At 72.9% G+C, this 23,352-nt stretch carries 23 protein-coding genes; 10 read left to right on the forward strand and 13 right to left on the reverse strand.

Annotated elements, in window-relative coordinates:
- Positions 1 to 8 precede the first annotated feature (8 nt).
- On the forward strand, positions 9 to 1,076 hold the full coding sequence (trpS, locus tag ACZ45E_RS30150; RefSeq protein WP_468226558.1) for a tryptophan--tRNA ligase: 1,068 nt from the start codon (positions 9 to 11) through the stop codon (positions 1,074 to 1,076).
- A gap of 51 nt (positions 1,077 to 1,127) precedes the next feature.
- Here trpS and ACZ45E_RS30155 read toward each other — a convergent pair whose 3' ends face one another.
- The 5 genes from ACZ45E_RS30155 to ACZ45E_RS30175 all read right to left on the reverse strand — a co-directional run bounded on the left by ACZ45E_RS30155 (position 1,128) and on the right by ACZ45E_RS30175 (position 5,527).
- Positions 1,128 to 2,402 (reverse strand): cytochrome P450, encoded by a 1,275-nt coding sequence (locus tag ACZ45E_RS30155; protein ID WP_468226559.1) that lies wholly within the window; start codon positions 2,400 to 2,402, stop codon positions 1,128 to 1,130.
- Positions 2,399 to 3,013 carry a GTP-binding protein gene (locus tag ACZ45E_RS30160; RefSeq protein ID WP_468226562.1) on the reverse strand — a complete coding sequence of 205 codons (615 nt, stop codon included), beginning with the start codon at positions 3,011 to 3,013 and terminating at the stop codon, positions 2,399 to 2,401. Before ACZ45E_RS30160 ends, ACZ45E_RS30155 begins: the two co-directional genes overlap by 4 nt.
- Entirely contained in the window at positions 2,994 to 3,353 is a 360-nt protein-coding gene (locus tag ACZ45E_RS30165) for a DUF742 domain-containing protein (RefSeq protein WP_468226564.1), read from the reverse strand. Before ACZ45E_RS30165 ends, ACZ45E_RS30160 begins: the two co-directional genes overlap by 20 nt.
- Positions 3,350 to 3,769, reverse strand: coding sequence for a roadblock/LC7 domain-containing protein (locus ACZ45E_RS30170; RefSeq protein WP_468226566.1), 420 nt, complete (start codon positions 3,767 to 3,769; stop codon positions 3,350 to 3,352). The genes ACZ45E_RS30165 and ACZ45E_RS30170 overlap by 4 nt, the downstream gene beginning before the upstream one ends.
- Positions 3,770 to 3,874: 105 nt before the next feature.
- The gene (locus ACZ45E_RS30175; RefSeq protein WP_468226567.1) at positions 3,875 to 5,527 is read right to left on the reverse strand and encodes a sensor histidine kinase; all 1,653 of its coding nucleotides are present in this window, start codon (positions 5,525 to 5,527) and stop codon (positions 3,875 to 3,877) included.
- A 763-nt stretch (positions 5,528 to 6,290) separates the two neighbouring features.
- Here ACZ45E_RS30175 and ACZ45E_RS30180 point away from each other — a divergent pair.
- Together ACZ45E_RS30180 and ACZ45E_RS30185 are read left to right on the forward strand one after the other, a co-directional pair.
- Positions 6,291 to 6,788, forward strand: a complete 498-nt coding sequence (locus ACZ45E_RS30180) for a peptidylprolyl isomerase (protein ID WP_468226569.1) — start codon at positions 6,291 to 6,293, stop codon at positions 6,786 to 6,788.
- 200 nt (positions 6,789 to 6,988) lie between these two features.
- A complete protein-coding gene (locus tag ACZ45E_RS30185; RefSeq protein ID WP_468226572.1) occupies positions 6,989 to 8,317 on the forward strand; it encodes a S28 family serine protease in 1,329 nt (442 codons plus the stop codon).
- A 36-nt stretch (positions 8,318 to 8,353) separates the two neighbouring features.
- Here ACZ45E_RS30185 and ACZ45E_RS30190 read toward each other — a convergent pair whose 3' ends face one another.
- Entirely contained in the window at positions 8,354 to 10,537 is a 2,184-nt protein-coding gene (locus ACZ45E_RS30190; protein ID WP_468226632.1) for an FUSC family protein, read from the reverse strand.
- Positions 10,538 to 10,806: 269 nt separating this feature from the next.
- Between ACZ45E_RS30190 and ACZ45E_RS30195 the strand changes: the two genes are divergently transcribed.
- Entirely contained in the window at positions 10,807 to 10,992 is a 186-nt protein-coding gene (locus ACZ45E_RS30195; protein ID WP_468226575.1) for a hypothetical protein, read from the forward strand.
- Between the two features lie 33 nt (positions 10,993 to 11,025).
- Here ACZ45E_RS30195 and ACZ45E_RS30200 read toward each other — a convergent pair whose 3' ends face one another.
- Together ACZ45E_RS30200 and ACZ45E_RS30205 are read right to left on the reverse strand one after the other, a co-directional pair.
- The gene (locus ACZ45E_RS30200; protein WP_468226577.1) at positions 11,026 to 12,648 is read right to left on the reverse strand and encodes a penicillin-binding transpeptidase domain-containing protein; all 1,623 of its coding nucleotides are present in this window, start codon (positions 12,646 to 12,648) and stop codon (positions 11,026 to 11,028) included.
- 424 nt (positions 12,649 to 13,072) lie between these two features.
- Positions 13,073 to 13,234: a hypothetical protein gene (locus tag ACZ45E_RS30205; protein WP_468226580.1), complete on the reverse strand. Its 162-nt coding sequence runs from the start codon at positions 13,232 to 13,234 to the stop codon at positions 13,073 to 13,075.
- A 260-nt stretch (positions 13,235 to 13,494) separates the two neighbouring features.
- Here ACZ45E_RS30205 and ACZ45E_RS30210 point away from each other — a divergent pair, with 260 nt between their 5' ends.
- Positions 13,495 to 13,977, forward strand: coding sequence for a GNAT family N-acetyltransferase (locus ACZ45E_RS30210; RefSeq protein WP_468226583.1), 483 nt, complete (start codon positions 13,495 to 13,497; stop codon positions 13,975 to 13,977).
- A 108-nt stretch (positions 13,978 to 14,085) separates the two neighbouring features.
- Positions 14,086 to 15,621, forward strand: a complete 1,536-nt coding sequence (locus ACZ45E_RS30215; protein WP_468226585.1) for an MFS transporter — start codon at positions 14,086 to 14,088, stop codon at positions 15,619 to 15,621.
- Here the strand turns inward: ACZ45E_RS30215 and ACZ45E_RS30220 are convergent.
- The 5 genes from ACZ45E_RS30220 to ACZ45E_RS30240 all read right to left on the reverse strand — a co-directional run bounded on the left by ACZ45E_RS30220 (position 15,605) and on the right by ACZ45E_RS30240 (position 19,387).
- Complete coding sequence (locus tag ACZ45E_RS30220; RefSeq protein ID WP_468226587.1) at positions 15,605 to 16,522, reverse strand: PDR/VanB family oxidoreductase; 918 nt, start codon at positions 16,520 to 16,522, stop codon at positions 15,605 to 15,607. The genes ACZ45E_RS30215 and ACZ45E_RS30220 overlap by 17 nt on opposite strands.
- Positions 16,519 to 16,683: a hypothetical protein gene (locus ACZ45E_RS30225; protein WP_404213185.1), complete on the reverse strand. Its 165-nt coding sequence runs from the start codon at positions 16,681 to 16,683 to the stop codon at positions 16,519 to 16,521. The genes ACZ45E_RS30220 and ACZ45E_RS30225 overlap by 4 nt, the downstream gene beginning before the upstream one ends.
- The gene (locus ACZ45E_RS30230) at positions 16,680 to 17,702 is read right to left on the reverse strand and encodes an aromatic ring-hydroxylating dioxygenase subunit alpha (protein WP_468226589.1); all 1,023 of its coding nucleotides are present in this window, start codon (positions 17,700 to 17,702) and stop codon (positions 16,680 to 16,682) included. Before ACZ45E_RS30230 ends, ACZ45E_RS30225 begins: the two co-directional genes overlap by 4 nt.
- Before the next feature lie 94 nt (positions 17,703 to 17,796).
- Entirely contained in the window at positions 17,797 to 18,564 is a 768-nt protein-coding gene (locus ACZ45E_RS30235; protein WP_468226592.1) for an IclR family transcriptional regulator, read from the reverse strand.
- Between the two features lie 10 nt (positions 18,565 to 18,574).
- Positions 18,575 to 19,387 carry an alpha/beta fold hydrolase gene (locus ACZ45E_RS30240; RefSeq protein ID WP_468226595.1) on the reverse strand — a complete coding sequence of 271 codons (813 nt, stop codon included), beginning with the start codon at positions 19,385 to 19,387 and terminating at the stop codon, positions 18,575 to 18,577.
- Positions 19,388 to 19,538: 151 nt separating this feature from the next.
- On the opposite strand from ACZ45E_RS30240, the gene ACZ45E_RS30245 reads away from it, so the two are divergent.
- The 4 genes from ACZ45E_RS30245 to ACZ45E_RS30260 all read left to right on the forward strand — a co-directional run bounded on the left by ACZ45E_RS30245 (position 19,539) and on the right by ACZ45E_RS30260 (position 23,294).
- Positions 19,539 to 20,381 (forward strand): Cof-type HAD-IIB family hydrolase, encoded by an 843-nt coding sequence (locus tag ACZ45E_RS30245; protein ID WP_468226597.1) that lies wholly within the window; start codon positions 19,539 to 19,541, stop codon positions 20,379 to 20,381.
- A gap of 91 nt (positions 20,382 to 20,472) precedes the next feature.
- Positions 20,473 to 21,003: an HIT family protein gene (locus ACZ45E_RS30250; protein ID WP_468226600.1), complete on the forward strand. Its 531-nt coding sequence runs from the start codon at positions 20,473 to 20,475 to the stop codon at positions 21,001 to 21,003.
- A 194-nt stretch (positions 21,004 to 21,197) separates the two neighbouring features.
- Entirely contained in the window at positions 21,198 to 22,352 is a 1,155-nt protein-coding gene (locus tag ACZ45E_RS30255) for a S1 family peptidase (protein WP_468226602.1), read from the forward strand.
- 174 nt (positions 22,353 to 22,526) lie between these two features.
- Positions 22,527 to 23,294, forward strand: a complete 768-nt coding sequence (locus ACZ45E_RS30260; protein ID WP_468226604.1) for an NPP1 family protein — start codon at positions 22,527 to 22,529, stop codon at positions 23,292 to 23,294.
- The last annotated feature ends 58 nt before the right edge of the window (positions 23,295 to 23,352 follow it).

Genomic DNA, 23,352 nt, shown 5'->3' on the forward strand with positions numbered 1-23,352 from the left:
GAGAGACCATGAGCACCACCGACACCCTCGACGCCACCGCCGCGCCGGCCCGCGGCGCCGAGCTGGAGCAGCTGATCCGCGAGGAACCCAACCGGTTCCGGGTCCTCACCGGCGACCGGCCCACCGGCCGCCTCCATCTCGGGCACTACTTCGGCACCCTGCACAACCGCGTCAGACTCCAGGACCTCGGCGTCGAGACGTTCGTCCTCATCGCCGACTACCAGGTGCTGACCGACCGCGACGTCGCCGAGCACCTCACGGAACATGTCGAGGAGCTCGTCCTCGACCACCTGGCGGTCGGCATCGACCCGGGCCGCGCCACGGTCTTCGCGCACAGCGCCGTGCCCGCCCTGAACCAGCTGCTGCTGCCGTTCCTCAGCCTCGTCTCCGTGGCCGAACTGGGCCGCAACCCCACCGTGAAGGACGAGATCGCCCACTCCCGGCAGGCGGCCGTCAGCGGCCTGATGTTCACCTACCCCGTGCACCAGGCCGCCGACATCCTCTTCTGCAAGGCGAACCTCGTGCCGGTCGGCCAGGACCAGCTGCCGCACCTGGAGGTCACCCGCACCGTCGCGCGCCGCTTCAACGAGCGGTACGGCCGCGGCGCCCCGGTCTTCCCGCTGCCCGAGGCGCTGCTCTCCACGGCGCCGCTGCTGCTCGGCACCGACGGCACCAAGATGAGCAAGAGCCGCGGCAACGCCGTCGCCCTGTCCGCCGGCCCCGACGAGACCGCCCGGCTCATCCGCGGCGCCAGGACCGACGCCGAGCGTCACATCACCTACGACCCGTCCGGCCGCCCCGAGGTCTCCTCGCTCGTACTGCTCGCCGCCCTGTGCGAGGACGGCGACCCGCGCCAGGTGGCCGAGGAGATCGGCGCCGGTGGCGCCGCCGCCCTCAAACGCCGCGTCACCGAGGCCGTCAACGAACGCTTCGCGCCGATCCGTGCCCGCCGCAGGGCCTACGCGCAGGACCGCCGCCTGGTCCGGGACCTCCTGCGAGCGGGCAACGAGCGGGCCGGGGCGATCGCCGATGCGACCCTGAAGGACGTACGGGCCGCCATGAACTCCGACTACTGAAGAGCGTGGCTGTGCACCCGCGCGGCGGGTGCACAGCCACGCGAAGGGCCGCTACTGCACGACCGGCGTGAACTCGACCGGCATCGCTGTCAGCCCCCGCATCCAGATCGACGGCCGCCATGTCAGCTCCGCCGGATCCACCCCCAGGACCAGGTCGGGCAGCCGGTCGAGCAGCGTCTCCACGGCCGTCCGCGCGATCACGTCGGCCAGCAGGGGAGCGGGGTAGGGGCAGCGGTGCTCGCCGTTGCTGAACGACAGATGCGCCGCGTTCTCCGCGCCCACGTGGGACTCCGGCCAGATCTGCGGGTCCGTGTTCGCCGCCGCCAGCCCCAGCACCAGGCAGTCGCCCGCCCGGATCTGCCGGCCACCCAGCTGTGTGTCGCGCACCGCCCAGCGGCCGATGAAGTTCTGCGTCGGCGTGTCCAGCCACAGCACCTCGTTCAGCGCCTCGCCGACACTGAGCCGCCCGCCCGACACGTTCAGCGCGAACCGCTCGTCCGTCAGCAGCAGCCGCAGCGTGTTGCAGATCCAGTTCGCCGTCGGCTGCTGGGCCGCGGCGATCACCGAGATCAGGTCCTGCACGATCTCCTCGTCGGTCAGCCCCGCCGGGTCCTGGATCATCCGGGAGGTGACATCGGCGCCGGGCCGCTCCCGCTTCTCCTTGACGAGCCTCTGGATTCGCTCGCCGACGCGCACGTACGCGGCCACCGGGTCGTCGCCCTCCGCCGCGTCCAGCGAGATCTTCAGGTCGTCGACCAGATCCTGGGTGTCCGTCCCCGAGTGCGGCATCCCGCACATCTGCACCGCGGCGATCATCGCCAGCGGATGGGCGAACGCGTCCATCAGCTCGGCCTGACCGCTGCCCGCGAACCCGGAGATCAGCCGGTCCGCGATGAGCCCGCAGTCCCGGGCCAGCTCGAACTGGTCGACCTCTTCCAGCGCGTGCGTGATCACCCCGGCGCGCCGCTGGTGCTCGGCGCCCTCCGTGAACAGCACCGAGGGCTGATAGCCGACGAAGGGCAGCAGCGGCCAGTCCTCGGGGATGTGCTCCCACTGGTTCCAGCGCCGCGAGTCCCGCGCGAACAGCTCGTCGTGCGCGGTCACGTAACTCACCTCGGAGTACCCGAGGACCAGCCACGCCGGAATGTCCCCGTCGAGCAGCACCGGCGCCACCGGACCGTGCTCACGGCGCAGCGAGCGGTACAGCTGCGAGGGCGTCTGCTGGTACTCCAGGCCGCTGAGCGGGACCGCGCCCGCGTGCGCGGGGCAGCCGGCGGGCGCGCCGCCGGTCGCACTGGTCGGGAGGAGCGGGCTCTGCTCGGTCACGGTGTCGTCTCCTGGGCCATGGCCAGTGCGTAGAGGTGGTCCACGAGGGTGATCAGCACGTCCTTGCCCGACGAGCGGACGCGGGCGTCGCAGTCGACCATCGGCACGTGCGCCGGCAGCGCGAGAGCCTGCCGGATCTCGTCGAGGGAGTGGCGCACGGGTTCGTCGTCGAACCGGTTGACCGCCACCACGAACGGGGTGCCGTGGTGCTCCAGGCGGTCGATCGCGTACCAGGAGTCGTCCATGCGGCGCGTGTCGACGAGGACGACCGCCCCGAGCGTCCCGGAGAACAGCCGGTCCCACAGGAACCAGAACCGCTCCTGGCCCGGCGCGCCGAACAAGTACAGCACCATGCGGTCGTTGAGGCTGATGCGGCCGAAGTCGAAGGCGACCGTGGTGGTGGTCTTCGCCGCCACGCCCGTCGTCTCGTCGACGCCCACTCCGGCCTGCGTCATCACCTCTTCGGTGTTGAGCGGCCGGATCTCGCTGACGGAGCGCACGAGCGTGGTCTTGCCGACCCCGAACCCGCCGACCACGACGATCTTCAGGCCGGTGTCGGCGAGGGCGCCCAGTGGCGTGCGTGCGGGCAGTTCAGAGGTTGCGGAGCCCATGGAGCACCTCCTTGAGAAGGTCGGAATCGGGGAGCGCCGCGACAGCGGCGGCCGCGCGCGGATGACGTGCGGTGATCTTGCCGCCGGCCAGCAGATCACCGAGCAGGATCCGCACCACGGTGATCGGCAGCTTCAGCTCGGCGGCGATCTCCACGACGGCCGCGGGCTGCCGGCACAGTTCGAGGATCCGTACGTGCTCGGACTGCATCCCCGCGACCGGCTCGCACTCGCTGACCACCAGCGTCACCAGGTCGAACGAGGTGTCGTCGGAACGGCTGCGGCCCCCCGTGACCGTGTAGAGCCGGTCCGGGTCGCCGGTGTCCACCGGCCGGCGCGTCACGAGGCGCCGCCCCCTACGGGTGACTGGCGCGGTTCGGCCCGCAGGTGCTCCCCGATCTGCTCGACCAGCTCCGTCATCTGGTGGCCGACCACGCCCGGGTCGGCGTCCTCGTCCGCGACGACGGCCAGATGCGCGCCCTCGCCCGCGTCCACGATGAACAGCAGCCCGCCGTGGAACTCGGTCATGGAATGCCGTACGCCGCCGGTCCCGTCGCCGAACTCCACCGACGCGCCCTGGGCGAGCGCCTGGATGCCGGAGCAGATCGCTGCGAGCTGGTCGGCCTGGTCGAGGGTCAGATGCTCGCTCCAGCAGAGCTTCAGCCCGTCCCGGGAGAGGACGAGGGCGTGGCGCGTGCCGGGGGTGCGCTCCAGCAGGCTCTCCAGGAGCCAGGTCAGGCTGGTGTCAGTGGTCTGCATGGTGGGGTCGGGCGGAGTTGCGTCCGGTTCTGCCGGGCACCGCCCGTGCCTCCAATCTCACGGTGTCGAGCGGGGGGTTGAGGGGTCCTCGTGGTGCGCGGCGGCCTACTCGGGCCGGTCGCCGTCCTTTGCCTTGCGGCCGCGGTGGAAGGCGCCGAAGCGGGAGCCGGCGTCCCGGCCGGGCTGCGCGGCCCGGGCGGGTGCGGGGGCCGGCCGCTCACGGTCCTGCTCGGCGGCGGCCATGGTGCGGCCCGGCGGACGCACCGGCAGCCCGTTGGGTGTGGCGGCGGCGGGCTGGGCGGGCTGGGGCACGCCGGTCTCGGTGTGCTGGGTGTGCTCGGGGTGCTCGGGGTGCTCGGCGCGCTCGTGCGTCTCCGCCGGGGCGGGGCGCGGCGCGGGCACGGCCAGGGGCTGCACGATGTCCCGCTGCTGGGCGAGGAGCTGGGGCGGCAGCAGGACCACGACGCCGGTGCCGCCGCGGGAGGAGGGTCGGAAGTTCACGTCGATGCGGTACTTCGCGGCGAGCCGGCCGACGACGGCGAGCCCGAGCCGGGTGCCCTGGAGCGACGCCAGGTCGGTGACCTGACCCGACACCGCCTGCTCCGCGCGGCGCATCGCCGCGGTGGCCATCTTCAGGCCGCTGTCCTCGATGGTGACCACCAGTCCCGCGGAGCGCTCCTCCACGTAGACGTGCACCTCGTCGATGGGGGGCGAGAAGTTCGCCGCGTTGTCCATCAGCTCGGCCAGCAGGTGCATCACGCCCTCGGCCGCGAACCCGGCGATCGCCGCGTCCGTGGCGCAGTGCAGCCGCACCCGCTGGTAGGCGGCGATCCGGCCGACGGCGCCGCGCAGCACGCTCTCCATCACGATCGGCTTGTTCCAGGCGCGGCTGGAGCGGCCGCCCATCAGCAGGGCGAGCCGGTCGGTCATCAGGCCGAGCTGGGACGTCGCGTGGTCCAGGCGCAGCAGATCGCCGAAGACCTCCTCGCCGTGCCGCTCCTGCATACCGCGCAGGTCGGCCAGCATGCTCACGGACTTGGCCTGGACCCGGCTGAGCGCCTTGGCCGAGGCGGCCTGGGCGGCGGCGGCGCGCCGCTCGCTCCGCGCCAGTTCCCGCAGGAACCCTTCGGCCGGCACCCTCAGCAAGGGGTTCTGCGGCCAGTCGAGCTCGGCGAGGACGGTGTCGGCGGACGAGCCCTCCCGCAGCCGCGCCACCGCGGCAGGAAACGTTTCAGCCGTGAGGCGCTCCAACTCCCCGCCGGCCCGCTCCAGTTCACCCCGGGCCGCGTCACGCTCGGCCGCGGCGTGCACGGCCTCCCGTACGGACATCTCGACAGCGGCCGTGAACTCCGCCAGGAGGCGGCGCAGTTGGGGGTCGGACGGGGCCGTCGTCGGGCCGGTGCTCGCCGTCTCCCGCAGCTGCCGCACGACGCCGGGCAGCGTCACGTTCACCAGCTGCGCCGCCTCGGCCGCCTGGAGCGTCAACCGGCCCTGGGCCAGGGCCAGTTCCCGTTGGGCGCGGGTGGCGGTGCGCCGGGCGCGGCCGAGCAGGACGGTGCCCGTCACGACGGCGACGGTCAGACACACCCACGCCGTCGTGGCCGTCCACACCGCCCAGGTGCGGGCCGCCGACGGGGCGAGGGCCGCGGCGGCGCCCGCGGCGGCGGCCGCCACCACGAGCACGGCGAGCGCGGCGCCGAGCGAGGAGCGCCCCGTCCTGGCCGTCGCGTGCGGGCTGGGAGGTGCAGGCACTGACATTCCGCGGGTCCCTCGGTCCTTGAGTGCGGGAAGCGACGAGCCGACCGGTCGGGCCGGCTGCGGATCCGGTCAGCGGGCATCGAAGGGGACGCCGATCTTCCGGACCGTACGAGCGTTCATGCTAGTCATGCCGCGCGCCGAGAAGACCGGACAAGCCGGGCAGTCCGTCCCACTGGTGACTTCGTCGCGAACTCGCCGTCGCTTGGCCGGAGCATGCTAACCCCCCGGAGGGCCGCCCCGAACCGGAGATCACGGCCCTCCGGGGCTCGACCAGGCCCCGCAGCGGCCCGGCGCGGCGGTCTTCAGCCCTCCTGGGCCGCTTCGACCCGCCCCACGACCGAAGGGTTTCGGCCATCATCAACCGACTTCGACCCCTGTGGCGGGCCCGCTTCCCCGTACCGGAGCCGTGTGTTCCGCGCCCCCGGGTGGCTGTCGCGGAAGGCCGCGAAAAGAAGCGCGAAAAGAAAGTCGGCACGGGCCGTGCATGCTCCGACGGATCCCGGGCACCAGCAAGCTAGAGCAGCTCAAGCCGCCCACCCCCCCGGGCCGCTCGAGTCTGTGGCCCCGCCGCCTCCTCTCCCCCCTGTGAGGCGTCGGGGCCTTCTCATGTCCGCGTCGCGGGTGGCACCGGCTCGCCGTGCGGCGGCACGAGGCGGGATAAGTTCCGTCTCCATGTGTACCGATGTCGTCACGTAACGTACCGACTCGGCCGTGCGGCCGGGCCGAGTCGGCGATCCGGGGGTCGTGATGCAAGGATTGCGGTATGGCAATCAAGACCTACTTCGACATCACGATCAACGACGAGCCCGCCGGGCGGATCACGTTCAACCTCTTCGAGGACGTCGTCCCGAAGACCGCGGAGAACTTCCGCGCCCTGTGCACGGGTGAGAAGGGCTTCGGTTACGCCGGTTCGTCCTTCCACCGCGTCATCCCGCAGTTCATGCTCCAGGGCGGTGACTTCACCGCCGGCAACGGCACGGGTGGCAAGAGCATCTACGGCGAGAAGTTCGCCGACGAGAACTTCCAGCTCAAGCACACCAAGCCGGGCCTGCTGTCCATGGCCAACGCCGGCCCGAACACCAACGGCTCGCAGTTCTTCATCACGACCATCGTCACCGACTGGCTCGACGGCAAGCACGTCGTCTTCGGTGAGGTCGCGGACGAGTCGAGCCTGGAGCTCGTGAAGAAGATCGAGGCCCTCGGTTCGCGCAGCGGCGCCACCTCGGCCAAGATCACGATCGCGGAGTCCGGCCAGCTCTGACCGGTCCGACGCAGAGCCGGGGCCCCGCCGTACAGGCGGGGGCCCCGGCTCTTGTCGTCGCGGCCCGGCATCCGGGGCGGCGGGACAGTAACAGGACAGTAAGAAAGCGGAGCCCAACTGACCGGCAGGCGGCCCGGGTTAAGGTCTCGGTCACCAAATCGGTGATCCACCTCACCGATCCACCGAGCCGGGAGGCCCTTGTGCGTCTGCGCACCCTGCCCACGCTGCTGTTGTCCGCCGCCCTCACGGCGGGAGCCCTGGCCGCCACCGCGGCCCCGGCCACCGCCGCGACCACCGCGCCCGCGTCCTTCGAGGACCAGCTGCGCGCGATACCCGGCGTCACCGTCACCGGCGTCACCGACAAGGAGGGGTTCCCCCTCTACTCCCTGTCGATCACGCAGCCGATCGACCACGACAAGCCCCGCGCGGGCACCTTCCAGCAGCGGTTCACGCTCTGGCACAAGTCGACGGCGAAGCCGGTCGTCTTCTACACCGGCGGTTACGGCCTGTCGTCGGCCACCCGCGAACCCACCACGATCCTCGACGCCAACCAGCTCAGCGTCGAGCACCGGTTCTTCGGCCCGTCCGTCCCGGCCGGCGCCACGCCGTGGAAGAAGATGACCGTCCAGCAGGAGGCCGCCGACGAGCACGCCGTCGTGCGGGCCGTCAGACCGCTGTACGAGAAGACCTCCAAGTGGCTCGCCACCGGCGGCAGCAAGGGCGGCATGACCGCCACGTACCACTACCGCTTCTACCCCCAGGACTACGACGGCGTCGTCGCCTACGTCGCCCCGAACGACGCGGACAACAGGGACGACAGCACGTACGACCGGTTCTTCCGGACGGTCGGCACCAAGGAGTGCCGCGAGGCCCTCGACGCCGTCCAGCGCGAGATGCTCGTACGGCGTGACGCCCTCCTGCCCAAGTTCGAGAAGACGGCGAAGGACGCCGGCTACACGTTCACGAACACGCTGGGCACCACCGACCGCGCCTACGAGTTCGCCGTCCTGGACCAGGTGTGGAACTTCTGGCAGTCCGGCACGGTCGACGACTGCCCCACCGTGCCCGACGCCAAGGCCGTCTCCGACGACGCGCTGTACCAGTGGTCGCTCGACCACGGTCTCTCCCTCTACGAGGACTCCACCCTCGGCGCCAACGGGACGGGCCCCTACTACCGGCAGGCCGCGGCCCAACTCGGCTGGGCCGACCTGGCGTTCAAGAACCTGAAGGGCGTGCGCCACTACCCGGGCATCTACCAGCCGAACTCCGTGCTGCCCGCCGGCATGCGCACCGGTTACGACGGCGCCGTCGTCAAGGGCGTCGACAAGTGGGTCCGGACGAAGTCGCGGCGGATGCTGTTCGTGTACGGGCAGAACGACCCGTGGAGCGCCGAGCAGTTCACGCCCGGCAAGCGCGACTCGTACAAGTACGTCGTGCCGGGCTCCAACCACGGCGCCCGTATCTCGGCGCTCCCCGCGAGCGAGCGGGACGCGGCCACCGCGACCATCGAGCGGTGGGCCGGGCAGTAGCCCCCGGCCCCGCCCCGGGCCCCGCCGCCCGCACGGCTACTTGAGCGGCCCCACCGGCACGTCCAACGGCCTGGCCAGACCCGTGATGCCCTCGTCGAGGCGTTGCAGATGGCGCAGGACGCGGAACGTGACGGTGTTCGCTGCCGGGACGCCGAGGCCGTCGGTCTCCAGCATCGCGGCGATGCTCGCCCCCGATTCGATGCTGCCCGTCGTGTCCGTCTCGGTCACGTGCGCGACGAGCACGTCGATGTTGTGGGCGATGCGGCGGGCGGCCCGCCCCAGGCGCGGGTCGGCGCCCACGTGCTTGCTGTACGGCACGAGTTCGGCCGTCGCCGCCAGCGACCGGGCGTGGTAGGCCGATGTCTCGAGGAGCGCCACCAGATAGCGGACGGTCTGGCGCCGCCCGCGCAGCGGCGTGATCGGGTGGGTCAGCGGCTGGGTGGAGGCCCGCAGGTCGTCGAGGGCGGTGTCCAGGTCCCGGGCCTTGTCCAGGAGGTCGACCGCGGGGCCGCCGCTGAGCTGCCCCACGGCGCCCGCCACGACCTCCCCGAGCCGTTCGAGGACGGTGCCGAGCAGTTCGTCGGTGCGGCTGTCCGTCCGCACGGGCAGCACCACGAGCGCCGCGATGATGCCGCAGGCCGCGCCGAGGGCCGTCTCCTCGATGCGCAGCACGAGCACGTCGAGGCTGTAGGTGTTCAGAAGTGTGTACAGCAGGCCCAGCATCGCGGTCACGAAGAACGACATCAGCGCGTACGACAGCGGCGCGGTGAAGAACATCGCGAAGACGCAGAGCAGGACCAGCGCGAACGCCAGCCAGGTGTGGTGGCCCACCGCCCCGGCCAGCACCACACCCGCGACGACACCGAGCACCGTGCCCAGCAGCCGGCGGTAGCCCTTGACGACGATCTCGCCGGTGGACGCCGTGTTGAGGAAGACGACCCAGCAGGTCAGCACGGCCCAGTACCAGCGCTGGCTGGAGAGGAACTCGCCGCCGACGATGGCCAGCGCCGAGCCGACGGCCACCTGGAACGCGGCGCGGGTGGTGGGGCGCCGGAGGCCGGCGGGCTCCGCGGCCTCCTCCGCGTCGGGCTCCTGCTGCTTCTCCGCCGTTATGGACACGTCCTCGGCGTCGAACTCCTCGCGCGAGCGTGTCGTGGCGGGGGAGTCGTCGGACTCGTCCTGCGGTCCGTCGAGCGCGATCCGCAGACCCATGACGGCGCGGGCCGCTTCACCGATACCGCGGAACACGTCCTGCGCGGCGAGGGTGGCGCCGGGCGGGATGCGCTCCTCGTCGCGGTAGCCGAGCAGCCGGTTGCGTACGTGGGCGACGGCGGTGCCCCGGTTGGCGTCGGCGGGGCGCGCCACCATCAGGTGCAGGGCGCCCAGGTCGCGGCGGAGGGTGGCCGTCGCCTCGTCCTCGCGGGGCAGCAGCGCGCCCGCCGCCGGTACCGGCGCACCGGGCAGATGCAGGGTCAGCGTGTCGGCGCGCTCGGCGCTGCGGGCGTTCAGGAGCAGCATGCCGAGGCGCTCGGCGGAGACCTCGGCGTCCGCGACGCGGCGCTGGATCAGCGCGGCCGTGGCCTCGTCCCGGGCGCCGTTCTCCAGCCGGGCCTGGATCATCAGCGCCGCCTCGTGCAGCCGGGCCGTGTGCCGGCGCAGGTCGTCGAGGACGTCGTCGAGCTCCTCGGGCGGGGCGTCGAGGAGCCGGGTCTGCGCGGTCACCAGCTGGGCGAGCCGCGCCCGGAACGCCTCGCGGAGCCGCCCGAGCACCCGCTGCGGCGTCTCCGCCACCAGCAGGAAACGAGCCACCGCGCTGGCGGCGAAGGCGACTGCCAGCGTGGCGAAGAGGAGCGGCAGTTGCTCCACCGTCGCGTTCACGAACAGGGACACGAAGTAGACCTGGAAACCGATGAGTCCGAGCGCCGTGCCCCGGTCGCCGAATCTGCGACTGTAAACCGCGCCGAAGATCAGCGCGACGAAGAACAGGTCACCGGCGACGACCCGGCTGTGCAGCAGCGCGCCGAGCGTCATCGCGGTGAGCGCCACGGGCAGGCCGAGCGCGAGCGTGACCGCCTGCCCGCGCACCGTCTTCTCGCGGATCGCGAAGGTGCCGACCATGGCCGCCATGGCGCCCGCGACCATGTGCGTGACATCCGTTCCGGTCAGCCCGAGCACGGCGAGCGCGAGGCCGATCGCGGTGACCGTGCGCAGCCCGGCCATCAGCCGCAGCAGGCCCGGGTCGGACGCCACGAAACGGTCCCGCGCCCGGGTCGGGCCGGGCCGTCGTGCCACCTGGGTCACGTGTCTCGCTCCAAGATCGATCCGTCGTTCGTGCCCCCGAGCATACGAGGATGCGAACGGGGGCCTTGACGTGAGCATGGCCCAGTCCTCTGCCGCTCCTGCCGTGGTTCATATCGGTACGCGGTGTTCACGGACCTGAATTCCGGCTCTCCGTAGCCGAGTTGACCCCACCAGGATGTGAGGCGCACATGTCGATGAAGCGACGCGCCGTCGGGGCGGTCGGCACGGCCGTGCACCCCGACGGATTCCTCGGCTACGTCCAGAAGGCCGGCGACCGCCCCGAGTCCAGCCGGCCGGTCACCTACGACAGCACGACCGACTTCGGCGTGGGCGGCTTCCTGCCGGCCGGCACGGAGCTCGCCGCACTGGCGTAGGGCAGCGGCGGACGTGTCGGCCCCCGCAGGCCCTCACCGCTCCCCGGCCGCCTTCAGGACAGCCGCCACGAGCGGGCCCGACGACTCCCCGCCCCGGCCGCCGCGCAGCATCACGGCGGCCGCGGCGAGGTCACCGTGCCAGGCCGCGAACCAGCCGTTGGGCTTCTTCTGCCCGCTGACCTCGGCGGAGCCCGTCTTCGCCCCGATGTCCCCGCTCAGCCCCGCCATGGCGCCCGCCGCCGAACCGGACGTCGCCGTCGTGTGCAGCAGATCCCGCAGCTGCTCGTGCGCCGCGGGGTCCAGGGGCCGCCGCGCCGTGGCGAGCGTCCGGTGGCCGACGGAGGGCGCGACGAGGTAGGGCTGCTCGAACTGCCCGGTCCGGGCCGTGGAGACGACCGACGCCATGGTCAGCGGGTTCATCCGCACCCCGCCCTGCCCGATCAGCGACGCCGCCTTCGACGCGGCGTGCTCGACCGGCACCACCCCGGCGAACGCCGCGACACCGACCGACCAGTGCGCGCCGATCCCGAAGACGTCCCGGGCCTGCCGGGACAGGTCCTCGTCCGCCAGCTTGCCCGCCTGCGTGATGAAAGCGGTGTTGCAGGAGGCCGCGAAGCAGGCGCGGAAGGTACCGCCGGCGATGTCGAAGTCGTCGACGTTGTGGAACTGCCAGCCACCGTACGACGCGGTCCTGGGACACGGATGCGGTCTGTCCGGGGCGGCCAGCTTCTTCTCCAGGAGCAGCGACCCCGTGATCATCTTCATGGTCGAGCCGGGTGCGAGCCGACCCTGAAGGGCCGTGTCGGGCCCGTCCGCACGGGAGTTGGCGACCGCGAGGATCTCCCCGGTCGACGGCCTGAGCACCACGATCGAGGCATCGGCGCGCCGCGCCACCTCCCGCTCGGCCACTTCCTGCACCCGCGCGTCGAGCGTGGTCCGCAGCCGCCCGGGCGCACCTTCCGGGACGGACAGCAACGCCGTGCCGTTCGCCGGGGCCGCGTGCGTACCGGCTCCGGCCGGCGCCACGAGGCGCAGCTCGACACCCGGCCTGCCGCCCGCCGCCTCCCCGTACGTCCGCCGCAGCCCGTCCACGACCGGCCGGAGCGAGGGGAGCGCGCGCGTGTCCAGAGCCCGGCCGGCGTGGTCGACCGCGCGGACCGGCGCCGCCCCGGCCCGCCGCGCCACCAGCCGCCTGCCCTGCCCGAGCCCCGGGTGCAGCACCCGCGGCTCCCAGCGCACGACCGCGTTGCCGTCCCCGGCCCGGCGCACCACGGTGAGCTCGGTCCGGTACGTCATCGGCGCGCGGGCACCTTCGTACGCGAACTCGGCCCGCACCGAGACCGGCACCCGTGCACCGGCCGGGGCGCCGGGCCGCAGCTCCCGTGCCGTGAGATGGGCGCGGCGCGTGTAGTCGCGCAATGCGGCGCCGGCGGCCCGCGCGTCGTCCGTGCGGCTCGCCGCCGTGCCGGTGTCGCCGTCGGCCCAGGCGTCGAGGAAACCGTGCGCCGCCGAGCGGACCTCCGACGCGGACAGGGGCCCGGTGCGCGGGGCCTGCTCGCCGCCGGACGCGGCCCAGGCGCCGATGCCCGCTCCGGCGAGGCCGAGCGAGACCGCGCCCGCGATCCAGAGGTGCCGCTTCCTGCGCTCGCCGCCCACGGGGCCTCCACCCTGCCGCTCGTCGATCCCGACGCCTCACAGTAGGGCGGGCGCCGGCCCCGCTCCCTGTCGGAGTGCGCCGTTCAGGGGCGTGCCGGTGCGGCGACGACGGCCCGGAACTCCTTCCGGGGAAACCCCGCGGGACACGCGGACATCCGGGGGGATCGCCCCAGCGCGCGAACTGTGGCGGCACAGCACCGGCCCGCGCCACGACCTGACCCTCACGGGCGCCCGGCACGCGACGTACACCGACGCGGCGAGCCTCCTCCCGCAGATCGCCCGCCGCCTCGGCCTGCGTGTAGGCCCGTCCGCCGTCGCCGCCTCGCCGCGCGCGTACGCGTGCACGGTACGGAGTTCATGGTCGCTGTGGGAGGGGGCGCCGGAAGCGGCGCCGGAACGGTCTCCGCGTGCGGCGCAGGGACGCTCAGCCGGCCGGCGGCGCGTCCTGCGGGAGGGCGAAGTCGAGGACGTCGTCCGCGGTGCGCTCGGTGAGCTGAGCCGCTTCGCGTACGTCGGCGAGGACATCGCCCTGTTCGTCGACGAGACGGTCGTATATGGGCGCCGGGGCGGTGGACGGTGCGGGCACGGTGCGAGGCTCCTGGTCTTCGGTGGCGCCGAAGCCTTCGCGGTTGCCGCGACCTCGTGCCACCTGGTGGTTCGGGACAAAGGGGGACCCTACGCGGCCCGGTTCCGCCGCGACCAGCCGGGGTGCGTCACCCGCGGCCCGCGGGGCCGTGACCGACCCGGCCGGTGGTGACCCGGGGCGACGGCCGTCCCCCGGGGCCGGTTCGGGCCGCTCGCGGACGACGCTCCGGCCGCCGCGGGCCCCGTGCCAGACTCGGACGCATGAAGATCAGAGACGCCGGGGACGGCGACTGGGACCGGATCTGGCCGTTCTGGCAGCGGATCGTCCGCGCCGGCGAGACGTACACCTGGGACCCGCAGACCAGCGAGCCCGAGGCGCGTGCGCTGTGGACCGGAGCGGGCAGACGAGTGTTCGTCGTGACCGACGACGCCGGGACGGTCGTCGCCACCGCGTACGTCAAGGCCAACTACGGCGGCCCGGCGGCGGCCGTCGCCAACGCCGGGTTCATGGTGGACCCGGCGCACGGCGGGCACGGCTACGGCCGCGCCCTGGCCGAGCACGTCCTGGCCGAGGCCAGGGCGGACGGCTACCGCGCGATGGTCTTCAACGCCGTGGTGGAGACCAACCCGGCGGTCGGACTGTGGAGCTCCCTCGGGTTCACCATCCTCGGCACCGTGCCGGACGCGTACGACCACCCGCGCCACGGCCGGGTCGGGCTGCACATCATGCACCGCGCCCTGTGAGCGGGTTCCGGGGCGGTGGCACCGGGGACCACCCGGCAGGTTAGGCTTGCCTAACTAGCCTGCGGGGTGTTCCCGTTGCCCTCCGCGCCTGCCCCCGAAGGAGCCCGCATGACGGCGACGCCCGCCGCCGAGCAGCCGATCGCCCTCGCCTCCACCGGGCCCCGGGACCCGCGGCGCTGGCTGATCCTCGGAGTGATCTGCCTCGCGCAACTCGTCGTCATCCTCGACAACACGATCCTGAACGTCGCCGTCCCCACCCTCACCGACGACCTCGGCGCGACCACGGCCGACATCCAGTGGATCATCAACGCCTACGTCCTCGTGCAGGCCGGACTCCTGCTCACGGCGGGCGCCGCCGCCGACCGCTACGGCCGCAGGCGGCTGCTGCTGACCGGCCTCGCCGTCTTCGGCGCCGGCTCGCTGGCGGCCGGACTTGCCCAGAGCGCGGGCCAGTTGACGGCGGCCCGCGCGGGCATGGGCGTCGGCGGCGCCCTGCTCCTGACCACCACGCTCGCCGTCGCCGTCCAGGTCTTCGACGACGACGAACGGGTCCGGGCCATCGGGATCTGGGCCGCGGTCAACGCCCTCGGCTTCGCCGCGGGCCCGCTCGTCGGCGGCATCCTCCTCGACCACTTCTGGTGGGGCGCCCTCTTCCTCGTCAACCTGCCCGTGGTCGTCCTCGGCCTGTGCGCCGTCGCCCGGCTCGTGCCGGAGAGCAAGGCCGCGCAGAGCCACCGGCCCGACCTGCCGGGCGCCCTGCTCTCGACGGTCGCCATGACCGCGCTCGTGTACGCCGTCGTCTCCGGGCCCGACCACGGCTGGGCCTCCTCCCACGTCCTGCTGGGCGCGGCCGTCGGTGCCTGCGCGCTGGCCGCCTTCGTCATCTGGGAGCGCCGCTTCCCGCACCCGATGCTGGACATGAGCTTCTTCCGCAACCGGACCTTCACCGGAGCCGTGTTCGGGGCGCTGCTCATCACGTTCGGCAGCGGCGGCGCCTTGTTCCTGCTCACGCAGCAACTCCAGTTCGTCCTCGGCTACGGGCCGTTGGAGGCGGGCCTGCGCACCGCCCCGTTCGCCCTGACCGTCGTCCTGCTCAACTTCACCGGGCTCTCCGCCCGGTTCAGCGCGCGGCTCGGCATCCCGGGGGCCGTGGCCCTCGGCATGACGCTGCTCGCCTGCGGACTGGCCGCGGTCGCCCTCGCCGGACACGTCGTGGACGGGTACGGCGGGCTGCTCGTCGGGCTTGTCCTGATGGGCGTGGGCTGCGCCTTCGCCAACCCGGCGATGGCCGTCGCCGTCCTCGGCTCCATCCCGCGCGAGAAGGCGGGCGCCGGAGCGGGCATCGAGGGCACCGTCACGGAGTTCGGCAGCGGCCTGGGCGTCGCCGTGCTCGGCGCGGTGCTCAGCGCCCGCTTCTCGGCCTTGGTCCCGGTCACCGCGGCCTCGCTGCCGGCGGCCCTGGCCGCGGCGGACTCGGCCGCCGAACGCCATACGGTGACGCGGGCGTTCGGATCGGCCCTGGAGACGGGACAACTCGTGGGAGCGGCAGCCGTGTTGACCGGCGGCCTGGTCGCGGCGACGCTGCTGCGCCGGGCCGCGCGAGCCGCCGCGCCGGTGGCGGCCGCCGTCACAGATCCAGCGTGAGCCTCTCCCCTTTCGCGCGGGACACGCACACCATCAACGTATCGCCGCAGGCCCTCTCCTGAGGGGTCAGCACACTGTCGCGGTGGTCGACCTCGCCCGCAAGCACCTCGGTCTCGCAGGTGCCGCACGTGCCCTCGGCGCAGGAGTAGAGGACCTCGACCCCGGCGTCCCGCAGCGCGGCGAGGATCGTCCGGTCGGCGGGCACCGTCACCGTCCGCCCCGACCTGGCCAGTTCGACCTCGAAGGGCCGGTCCCCGCCGGTCTCCACCACCGCCGGCGTGAACCGCTCCGTGCGCAGCGCCTCGGGCGGCACCAGCGCCTCGACCGCGGACAGCAGCGACTCGGGGCCGCAGGCGTAGACGAGTTCACCGGGGCGCAGGCCGGCGAGGTGGGCCGGCAGGTCGAGGGGGCCCTCGCACAGGTGGAGCCGCTCCGCGGGGTACCGGGCGGTCAGCTCGTCGGCGAACGCCATGGAGCGCAGGGACCGGCCCCCGTAGAAGAGGGACCACCCGGCGTCCACGGTCAGCATCGGCAGGATCGGGGTGATGCCGATGCCGCCCGCCACGAACCGGTACGCGGGCGCCGGTTCGAGCCGGAAGTGGTTGCGCGGGCCGCGCACCGGTACCCGGTCGCCGGGGCGCAGCGCATCGTGCACGCGGGCCGAGCCGCCCCGGCCACCGGGCTCCCGCAGCACGGCGATCCGCCAGGAGCGGGCGTCGCCCCCGCAGAGCGAGTACTGGCGTTCGATGCCCTCGCCCAGCAGCAGATCGATGTGCGCGCCCGGCTCCCAGGCGGGCAGGGGCGCGCCGTCCGGGCGGCGCAGGAGCAGGGAGAGGACGCCGTCGGCCTCCTCGCGGCGGTCGGCGACGAGGAGGTCGAACGGGTCGAGCGGATCGGTCACGAGGCGCGGTCCTCTTCCGTGGTGGGGTGGTCGGGGTGGGCGAGCATCCACTCCCACATCGCGACCGGGTCCTGGCAGGTGTGGAGCGCGCCGCAGTGGCAGCGGCCGCTGAGCAGATCGGTGCCGGGCAGCCACTCGACGCGGAAGACCTGACCGCTCATCCGGCGGCCAGCTTCTGCAGGATGCGGCGCGCGGCGAGGCCGCCGGTGTCGATGTTGATGCTGAGCTCCTGGTACCCGGCGGGTTCGGTGTCCAGGGTGCGTTGCAGCAGGTTGAGCGCGTCCACGTCCTGCATGACCACCGTGTGGTTGAACTCCCGCAGGAACTCGGTCACTTCGTCGTCGTCCACCGCGAAGTCCCGGGAGACGGCCCAGAAGTCGTAGACCTTTCCGGGTGCCGACGGCGTGATGGCGTACGTGATCTCCGTACGGAACTGGGGGGCGTCGGCGCCCGCCGGGCTGACGCGGCTGTGCAGGAGGTACAGGCACGGCGCGTGGTACTCGATGTCCTGGAGGCGCTGGATCCGCCCCTCGATCCCGGTGGAGCGGGCGTAGAACGGCGGGCACTCGGCGTCGGTCATGTGCCGCGATACCCGTACGATCCCGGCCGTCTCGTCGACCTCCGTCGTGATGGGCGTCTCGGCGACCTCCGGCGTACCGATGTACCCGCCGTGCAGATACGTCTCGTGCGAGAGGTCCATCAGGTTGTCGACGAGGAGCATGTAGTCGGCGTCGATCGGTTCCATGCCCTGCACGGTGACCCAGCCGTCCGCGGCGAGATGCGGGGCCCGCGGGATCGCGGTGACGTCGGCGGCCGCCGGATCGCCGAGCCACACCCACACCATCGCGTCGACCTCGGCCACCGGGTACGCACGGACCCGCGCCGTCCGCGGCACGCGCTTCTGCCCGGGCACGTACACGCACGTACCGGTCGTGTCGTAGGTGAAGCCGTGGTAGCCGCAGACCACCCGGTCGCCGTCGAGTCCGCTCGCCGACAGCGGGAACCGGCGGTGCACGCACCGGTCGGCGAGAGCGACCGGCTCACCCGCCTCGGTGCGGTACAGGACGATCGGGTCGCCGAGCACGGTACGGCCCAGCAGCTCACGGCCGACCTCCGCGCCCCACGCGGCGACGTACCACTGGTCGCGGGCGAAGGCCGAGCGGCCCGGGTCTGCGGTCATGGCAGGCGTCCCTCCTGTCATCGCGCGCGGCGCCGTCGCCGCGCGTCGCCCACCAGAGTCGTGACCTGTGTCACCGCCCACAACGCCACTTCCGTCAGGCGGAAGCCGGCGGGCGGGGCGAGACGGGTTGCCAGCCGAGCGCCCGGGAGATGCCGCGCCCGGCCAGCTGGACCGCCGGAATCAGGACAGATGTCCGCGGACCGGTGACCGGCACGACGACGGAGACCGCCGCGACGACATCCCCGTGCGGCCCGCGCACCGGCACCGCCACGGACACCGCGTCATCGGTGATCTGCCGGTCGCTCACCGCGACGCCGCCGCGCCGCACCTCGGCCAGGATCCGCCGCAGCCGGTCCGGGTCGGTGACGGTGTACGGCGTGAACGCGGTCAACTCCCCGGCCAGATAACCCTCCTGGAGTTCCAGGTCGCCGTGGGCGAGCAGCACAAGACCCACGCCCGTGGCGTGCAGCGGCCAGCGTGCACCGACCCGGGAGTGCACACCTATCGCCGACCGGCCCGACAGGCGCTCGGTGTAGACGACCTCGAAACCGTCGCGCACGGCGAGGTGCACGTTCTCGTGCGTCGCCTCGTACAGGTCCTCGAGGAACGGCAGCGCGGCCTGCCGCAGACCGAGACCGCGCGGGGCGAGCGCGGCGATCTCCCACAGCCGCAGCCCGACGTGGTACCGGCCGGTGTCGTCGCGTTCGAGGGCGCCCCACCGGGCCAGCGCGCCGACGAGCCGGTGCGCGGTGGGCAGCGGCAGAGCGGCCCGGTGGCCGACCTCGGTGAGCGTGAGGGCCGGGTGGTCCTGGTCGAACGCGCCCAGCACGTCGAGCAGGCGGTCGGCCGCGGAGCGGTTCACCGGCCGTCTCCTACGAGGTCGGGCAGTGGGCGCGCAGGAAGTCCAGCAGCACGCCGTTGAACCGCTCGGGCTGCTCGGCGCCCGGCAGGTGCCCGGCCCGCTCGATGACTGCGAGCGTCGCGTCCGGGACGAGCCCGGCGATCGACTCCGCCTCGGCGACCGGCGTGTACGCGTCGTCGGCGCCGACCACGACCAGCGCGGGCACCCGGGCCGCGGCGAGGCTCTCCCGGTAGTCAGGACGCTCGGCCCGCCCGCGCAGCGCGGCCGCCGCGCCCCGCGGATCGGTGGCGCGCATCATGGCGAGGACGCGCTCGGCGACGTCCGGCAGCGCCGCCACGTTGTAGGCGGCCAGCATCTTGTCGATGACCTCGTCGGCGTATCCGCCCATGCCCTCGGCGAGCAGCCGGTCGGCGAGGGCGTTGCGGAACGCCTTGCCCTCGGCGGTCTCGGCCGGGGCGGAGGTGTCCGACAGGACGAGGGCGCGGGTGCGCCGCGGGTGGCGCAGATGGAACTCCATGGCGATCTGCCCGCCCATGGAGACCCCGCCGACCACCGCGCTCCCGATACCGAGGTGGTCGAGGAGGGCGGCGACGTCGTCGGCGAAGCGGGCCAGCGGGACGCTGCCCGGGGTGACCTCGCTCGCTCCGTAACCCCGCAGGTCGGGCGTGAGCACCCGGTACCCGGCCGCGGCCAGCGCCTCGGCCTGCGGGCGCCACAGCGTCCGGTTGAACGGATGCCCGTGGACGAGGACGACCGCGTCCCCCTCCGACGGTCCGTGATCGTCGTACCGCAAGACGGCGCCCGCCACCGTGAGTTGATTCATCGAACACTCCTGACGTGGTCGTTCGTCGCTGTCCGGTGGCGGAACGGTAGGCCGCGGTGTCCTGTTCGATCAAGGGATGCGGGTGATCGGCGCCAGAATGTTGCCGCGCCGCCCTCCTTAGAATGGGTGGCACCCGTACTGAGGAACGATCTTGAACACGCGCCACCCCGACACCCGCCCCGACATCCGCCTCGTGGTCACCGACATGGACGGCACCCTGCTGGACGCCGACGGGCGCATCCCCGACTCCCTGTGGCCGCTGCTGGCCGAACTGAACCGCCGCGGCATCGTCTTCTGCCCCGCCAGCGGCCGCCAGTACGCCACCCTCGCCGACCAGTTCGCCGCCGTGGACGACGGCGGCATGGTGTACATCGCGGAGAACGGCACCTACGTCGTCCGCGGCGGGGCCGAGATCAGCTCCGACCCGATGGACCCCGCCGTCGCCTCCTGGATCGTCAAGGAGGTCCGCCGGCTCACGGCGGACGAGGGGGTGGACGCGGGCGCCGTCGTCTGCGGCAAGCGGTCCGCGTACGTGGAGCGCTCCGACGAGGCGTTCATGACGGAGGTGCGCAAGTACTACCACCGGTACGAGATCGTCGAGGACGCCACCGCCGTCCAGGACGAGGTGATCAAGGTCGCCCTCTTCGACTTCGGCCGCGCCGAGGAGACCACGGCCCCGGCCCTCGGGCCCCTCGCCGACTCCCACCAGGTCGTCGTCTCCAGCGAGCACTGGGTCGACGTGATGAACCCGACGGCCGACAAGGGCGCGGCCGTACGCCGCCTGCAGCAGGAGCTCGGCATCACCGCGGCCCAGACCATGGTGTTCGGCGACTACCTCAACGACCTGCAGATGATGGACGCCGCCGACTGGTCGTACGCCATGGCCAACGCCCACCCGCAGGTACGGCTCCGCGCCCGCCACCAGGCCCCGCCGAACACCGAGAACGGGGTCGTGCGCACGATCCGGCAGGTCCTGGAGCTGCCCGCCGAGTGACAGGGCGCGGGGCCCTCGCCCGCGCGCTTCGGCTCCGGTCCTTCCGGTCATGGCCGCATCCTGAACGGGTCCCGTGACGGATCGTGGACCCATGACACCCGAGGACATCCAAGGACCCGACGACGGCCACCACATCCGCGACACCGGCGGCATCGGTGACACTCGCGCCACCCGCGAGACCCGCGCCTCCTGCTACGCCTGTCGCGGCGAAGCCCGTCTCGACGAACTGCCGCCCCGCGAGCGCATCGCCCGCGACCCGCACTGGAGGGTCGCCCACGCCTTCGGCACCGCGCTCCCGGGCTGGCTGGTGCTGCTGCCCCGGCGGCATGTCACCGCTGTGCACGACCTCACCGACCTGGAGGCCGCCACGCTCGGGACGTGGCAGGTCAGGCTCTCCCGGGCGCTGCGCGAGGTCACGGGGTGCGCCAAGACGTACGTCGTCCAGTTCGCGGAGGCCGAGGGCTTCGCGCACGTCCACTTCCACATCGTGCCGCGCGCCGCGGACCTGGCCCCGGCCCTGCGCGGGCCCGGCGTCTTCGAGCTCCTGCGCCGCCCCGAGCCGGAACAGGTGACCGCCGCCCAGGCCGACCGCCTGGCCGACGCGGTGCGGGCCCGGTTGTGACGACGGCCCGGCGTCCCAACTGCCGTCCTCCGAGCCCGGATTGCATCGCTCCATTGGCATGGACCTGCTCATGATCCCTCGCTAGGCTCGCCATCGGCACACCGGGGGAGCGCTCCCCGGCTGTGCTGATCCGCTGTCCCATGCCTGTCCCATCCCTGTTCCACCCCCACGCGGGAACAACGAAGGGCCGACTCATGCGACGTACCAGACCCATCCGTGCCGTCCTGTCCGCGCTGCTGGTCACCGGAGCCTGCGCCACCGCCGGGTTCCTCCCGGCACAGGCGGCCGGCGCGGACACCCCGCGGACCGAGCGCGCCGCCGCCTCCGACGGCCTGCTCACCGCGATGCAGCGCGACTTCGGCCTCACCGCCGCACAGGCCGAGGCGCGCCTGGCCGCCGAGAAACAGGCGACCGCCACCGAGAAGAAGGCCCGGCGGGCGGCGGGTTCCGCCTACGCCGGATCCTGGTTCACCCCGAAGGGCCGGGAGCTGACCGTCGCCGTGACCGACCGCGACAAGGCCGCGGACGTACGGGCCACCGGGGCGAAGGTCCGGCTCGTCAGCCACAGCGCCGCCCGGCTCGACGCGGCCAAGAAGCGCGTCGACGCGCTCGGCGCACCGACCGGCGTGAGCAGTTGGCGCGTCGACTGGAAATCCAACCGGGTCGTCGTCGAGGTGCTCGCCGACCGGCAGTCCGACAACGATGTCAAGACCTTCCTCGCCCGGGCCGCCAAAGCCGGCCCGCTGGCGGTGCGCACCACGCGGCACGCCCCCACCACCCTCGCCGCGGGCACGGTCGGCGGGGACCCCTACTACACCGGCAACGTCCGCTGTTCCATCGGCTTCTCCGTCCACGGCGGCTTCGTCACGGCGGGCCACTGCGGCGGGGCCGGGCAGGGGGTCAACGGCTGGGACGGCTCGTACGTCGGGAACTTCCAGGGCTCCTCGTTCCCGGACAACGACTACGCGTGGGTCAACGTCGGCAGCGGCTGGTGGACCGTACCGGTCGTGCTGGGCTGGGGCACGGTCTCCGACCAGCTCGTGCGCGGCTCGGCCGAGGCGCCGGTCGGCGCCTCCATCTGCCGGTCGGGTTCCACCTCGCACTGGCACTGCGGCACCGTCCTCGCCAAGAACGAGACCGTCAACTACAGCCAGGGCGCCGTCCATCAGATGACCAAGACGAGCGTGTGCGCCGAACCGGGCGACTCGGGCGGCTCGTTCATCAGCGGCGACCAGGCCCAGGGCGTCACCTCCGGCGGCTGGGGCAACTGCGCCGGTGGCGGCGAGACCTGGTACCAGCCCATCAACGAGATCCTGGGCCGCTACGGCCTGACCCTGCACACGGCCTGACCCTGCACACGGCCTGAACACCCTGCACACGGCCTGACGCCGCGACCCCGGCGGGTGCGCGCCGTCGCACCGTCAATTCACCGCGCGTTCGGCTGAGTTGTCCGGGCGCGTCGCTTGCCGCTGTCGGGGGCATGACATCACTGTCATGCCCCCACAGTGACGCAGGAGACCCCAGTGAATCCGACCAGAGCCCTCCGCAGAGCCGCCCTCGCCACCGGCGGCGCCCTCGCCCTCGTGATCGGCTTCGCGGGCAGCGCGCTCGCCGCGCCGCCCGGAGCCCTGCCCGCGAACGCCGACGGGACGGAGCAGACGTACCAGCCGGCGTACGACTACGACACCGACGGCTGCTACCCGACGCCCGCCATCGGGCCGGACGGCACCGTCAACGGCGGCCTCCAGCCGAGCGGCGCGCTCAACGGACAGTGCCGCGACGCCTCCGACCTCGCCAACACCAACGGCTACGCCCGCTCCAAGTGCAACAACGGCTGGTGCGCCGTCATGTACGGCCTGTACTTCGAGAAGGACCAGGCGGTGGCGGGCAGCGGGCTCGGCGGACACCGCAACGACTGGGAGCACGTGGTCGTCTGGGTCCACGACGGACAGGCCGCCTACGTCGCCACCTCCGCCCACGGCGCCTTCCACATCTACCCGCGCGAGCAGATCCGCTGGGACGGCACCCATCCCAAGGTCGTCTACCACAAGGACGGCATCAGCACCCACTGCTTCCGGCCGGCGACCTCGGGCGACGAGCCCCCGGAGAACCACCGCGGCACCTGGCAGTTCCCGGCCCTGGTCGGCTGGAACGGTTTTCCGGCGGGTCTGCGGGAGAAGGTGAGCGGCTACGACTTCGGCAGCGCCACCTTCGGCCTGAAGGACGGCAGCTTCGCCGGTCACCTCGCCGCCGCGCTGCCCTCCGGCGTGCCGTTCGACGTCAACGCGTGAGCGGTCGCGCGCGACTGCGCCGACAGTAAGTTACTGAACCGTAACCTCCTTAGTGCTA

Source organism: Streptomyces sp. NPDC030991 (genome assembly GCF_055571235.1).

Coding starts and splice junctions, on each gene's coding strand:
- trpS (WP_468226558.1), top strand. CDS start 9: ATGAGCACCACCGACACCCTCGACGCCACCGCCGCGCCGGCCCGCGGC.
- ACZ45E_RS30160 (WP_468226562.1), bottom strand. CDS start 3,013: ATGGGCTCCGCAACCTCTGAACTGCCCGCACGCACGCCACTGGGCGCC.
- ACZ45E_RS30170 (WP_468226566.1), bottom strand. CDS start 3,769: ATGCAGACCACTGACACCAGCCTGACCTGGCTCCTGGAGAGCCTGCTG.
- ACZ45E_RS30175 (WP_468226567.1), bottom strand. CDS start 5,527: ATGTCAGTGCCTGCACCTCCCAGCCCGCACGCGACGGCCAGGACGGGG.
- ACZ45E_RS30180 (WP_468226569.1), top strand. CDS start 6,291: ATGGCAATCAAGACCTACTTCGACATCACGATCAACGACGAGCCCGCC.
- ACZ45E_RS30190 (WP_468226632.1), bottom strand. CDS start 10,537: ATGGCCGGGCTGCGCACGGTCACCGCGATCGGCCTCGCGCTCGCCGTG.
- ACZ45E_RS30195 (WP_468226575.1), top strand. CDS start 10,807: ATGTCGATGAAGCGACGCGCCGTCGGGGCGGTCGGCACGGCCGTGCAC.
- ACZ45E_RS30210 (WP_468226583.1), top strand. CDS start 13,495: ATGAAGATCAGAGACGCCGGGGACGGCGACTGGGACCGGATCTGGCCG.
- ACZ45E_RS30215 (WP_468226585.1), top strand. CDS start 14,086: ATGACGGCGACGCCCGCCGCCGAGCAGCCGATCGCCCTCGCCTCCACC.
- ACZ45E_RS30225 (WP_404213185.1), bottom strand. CDS start 16,683: ATGAGCGGTCAGGTCTTCCGCGTCGAGTGGCTGCCCGGCACCGATCTG.
- ACZ45E_RS30230 (WP_468226589.1), bottom strand. CDS start 17,702: ATGACCGCAGACCCGGGCCGCTCGGCCTTCGCCCGCGACCAGTGGTAC.
- ACZ45E_RS30240 (WP_468226595.1), bottom strand. CDS start 19,387: ATGAATCAACTCACGGTGGCGGGCGCCGTCTTGCGGTACGACGATCAC.
- ACZ45E_RS30250 (WP_468226600.1), top strand. CDS start 20,473: ATGACACCCGAGGACATCCAAGGACCCGACGACGGCCACCACATCCGC.
- ACZ45E_RS30255 (WP_468226602.1), top strand. CDS start 21,198: ATGCGACGTACCAGACCCATCCGTGCCGTCCTGTCCGCGCTGCTGGTC.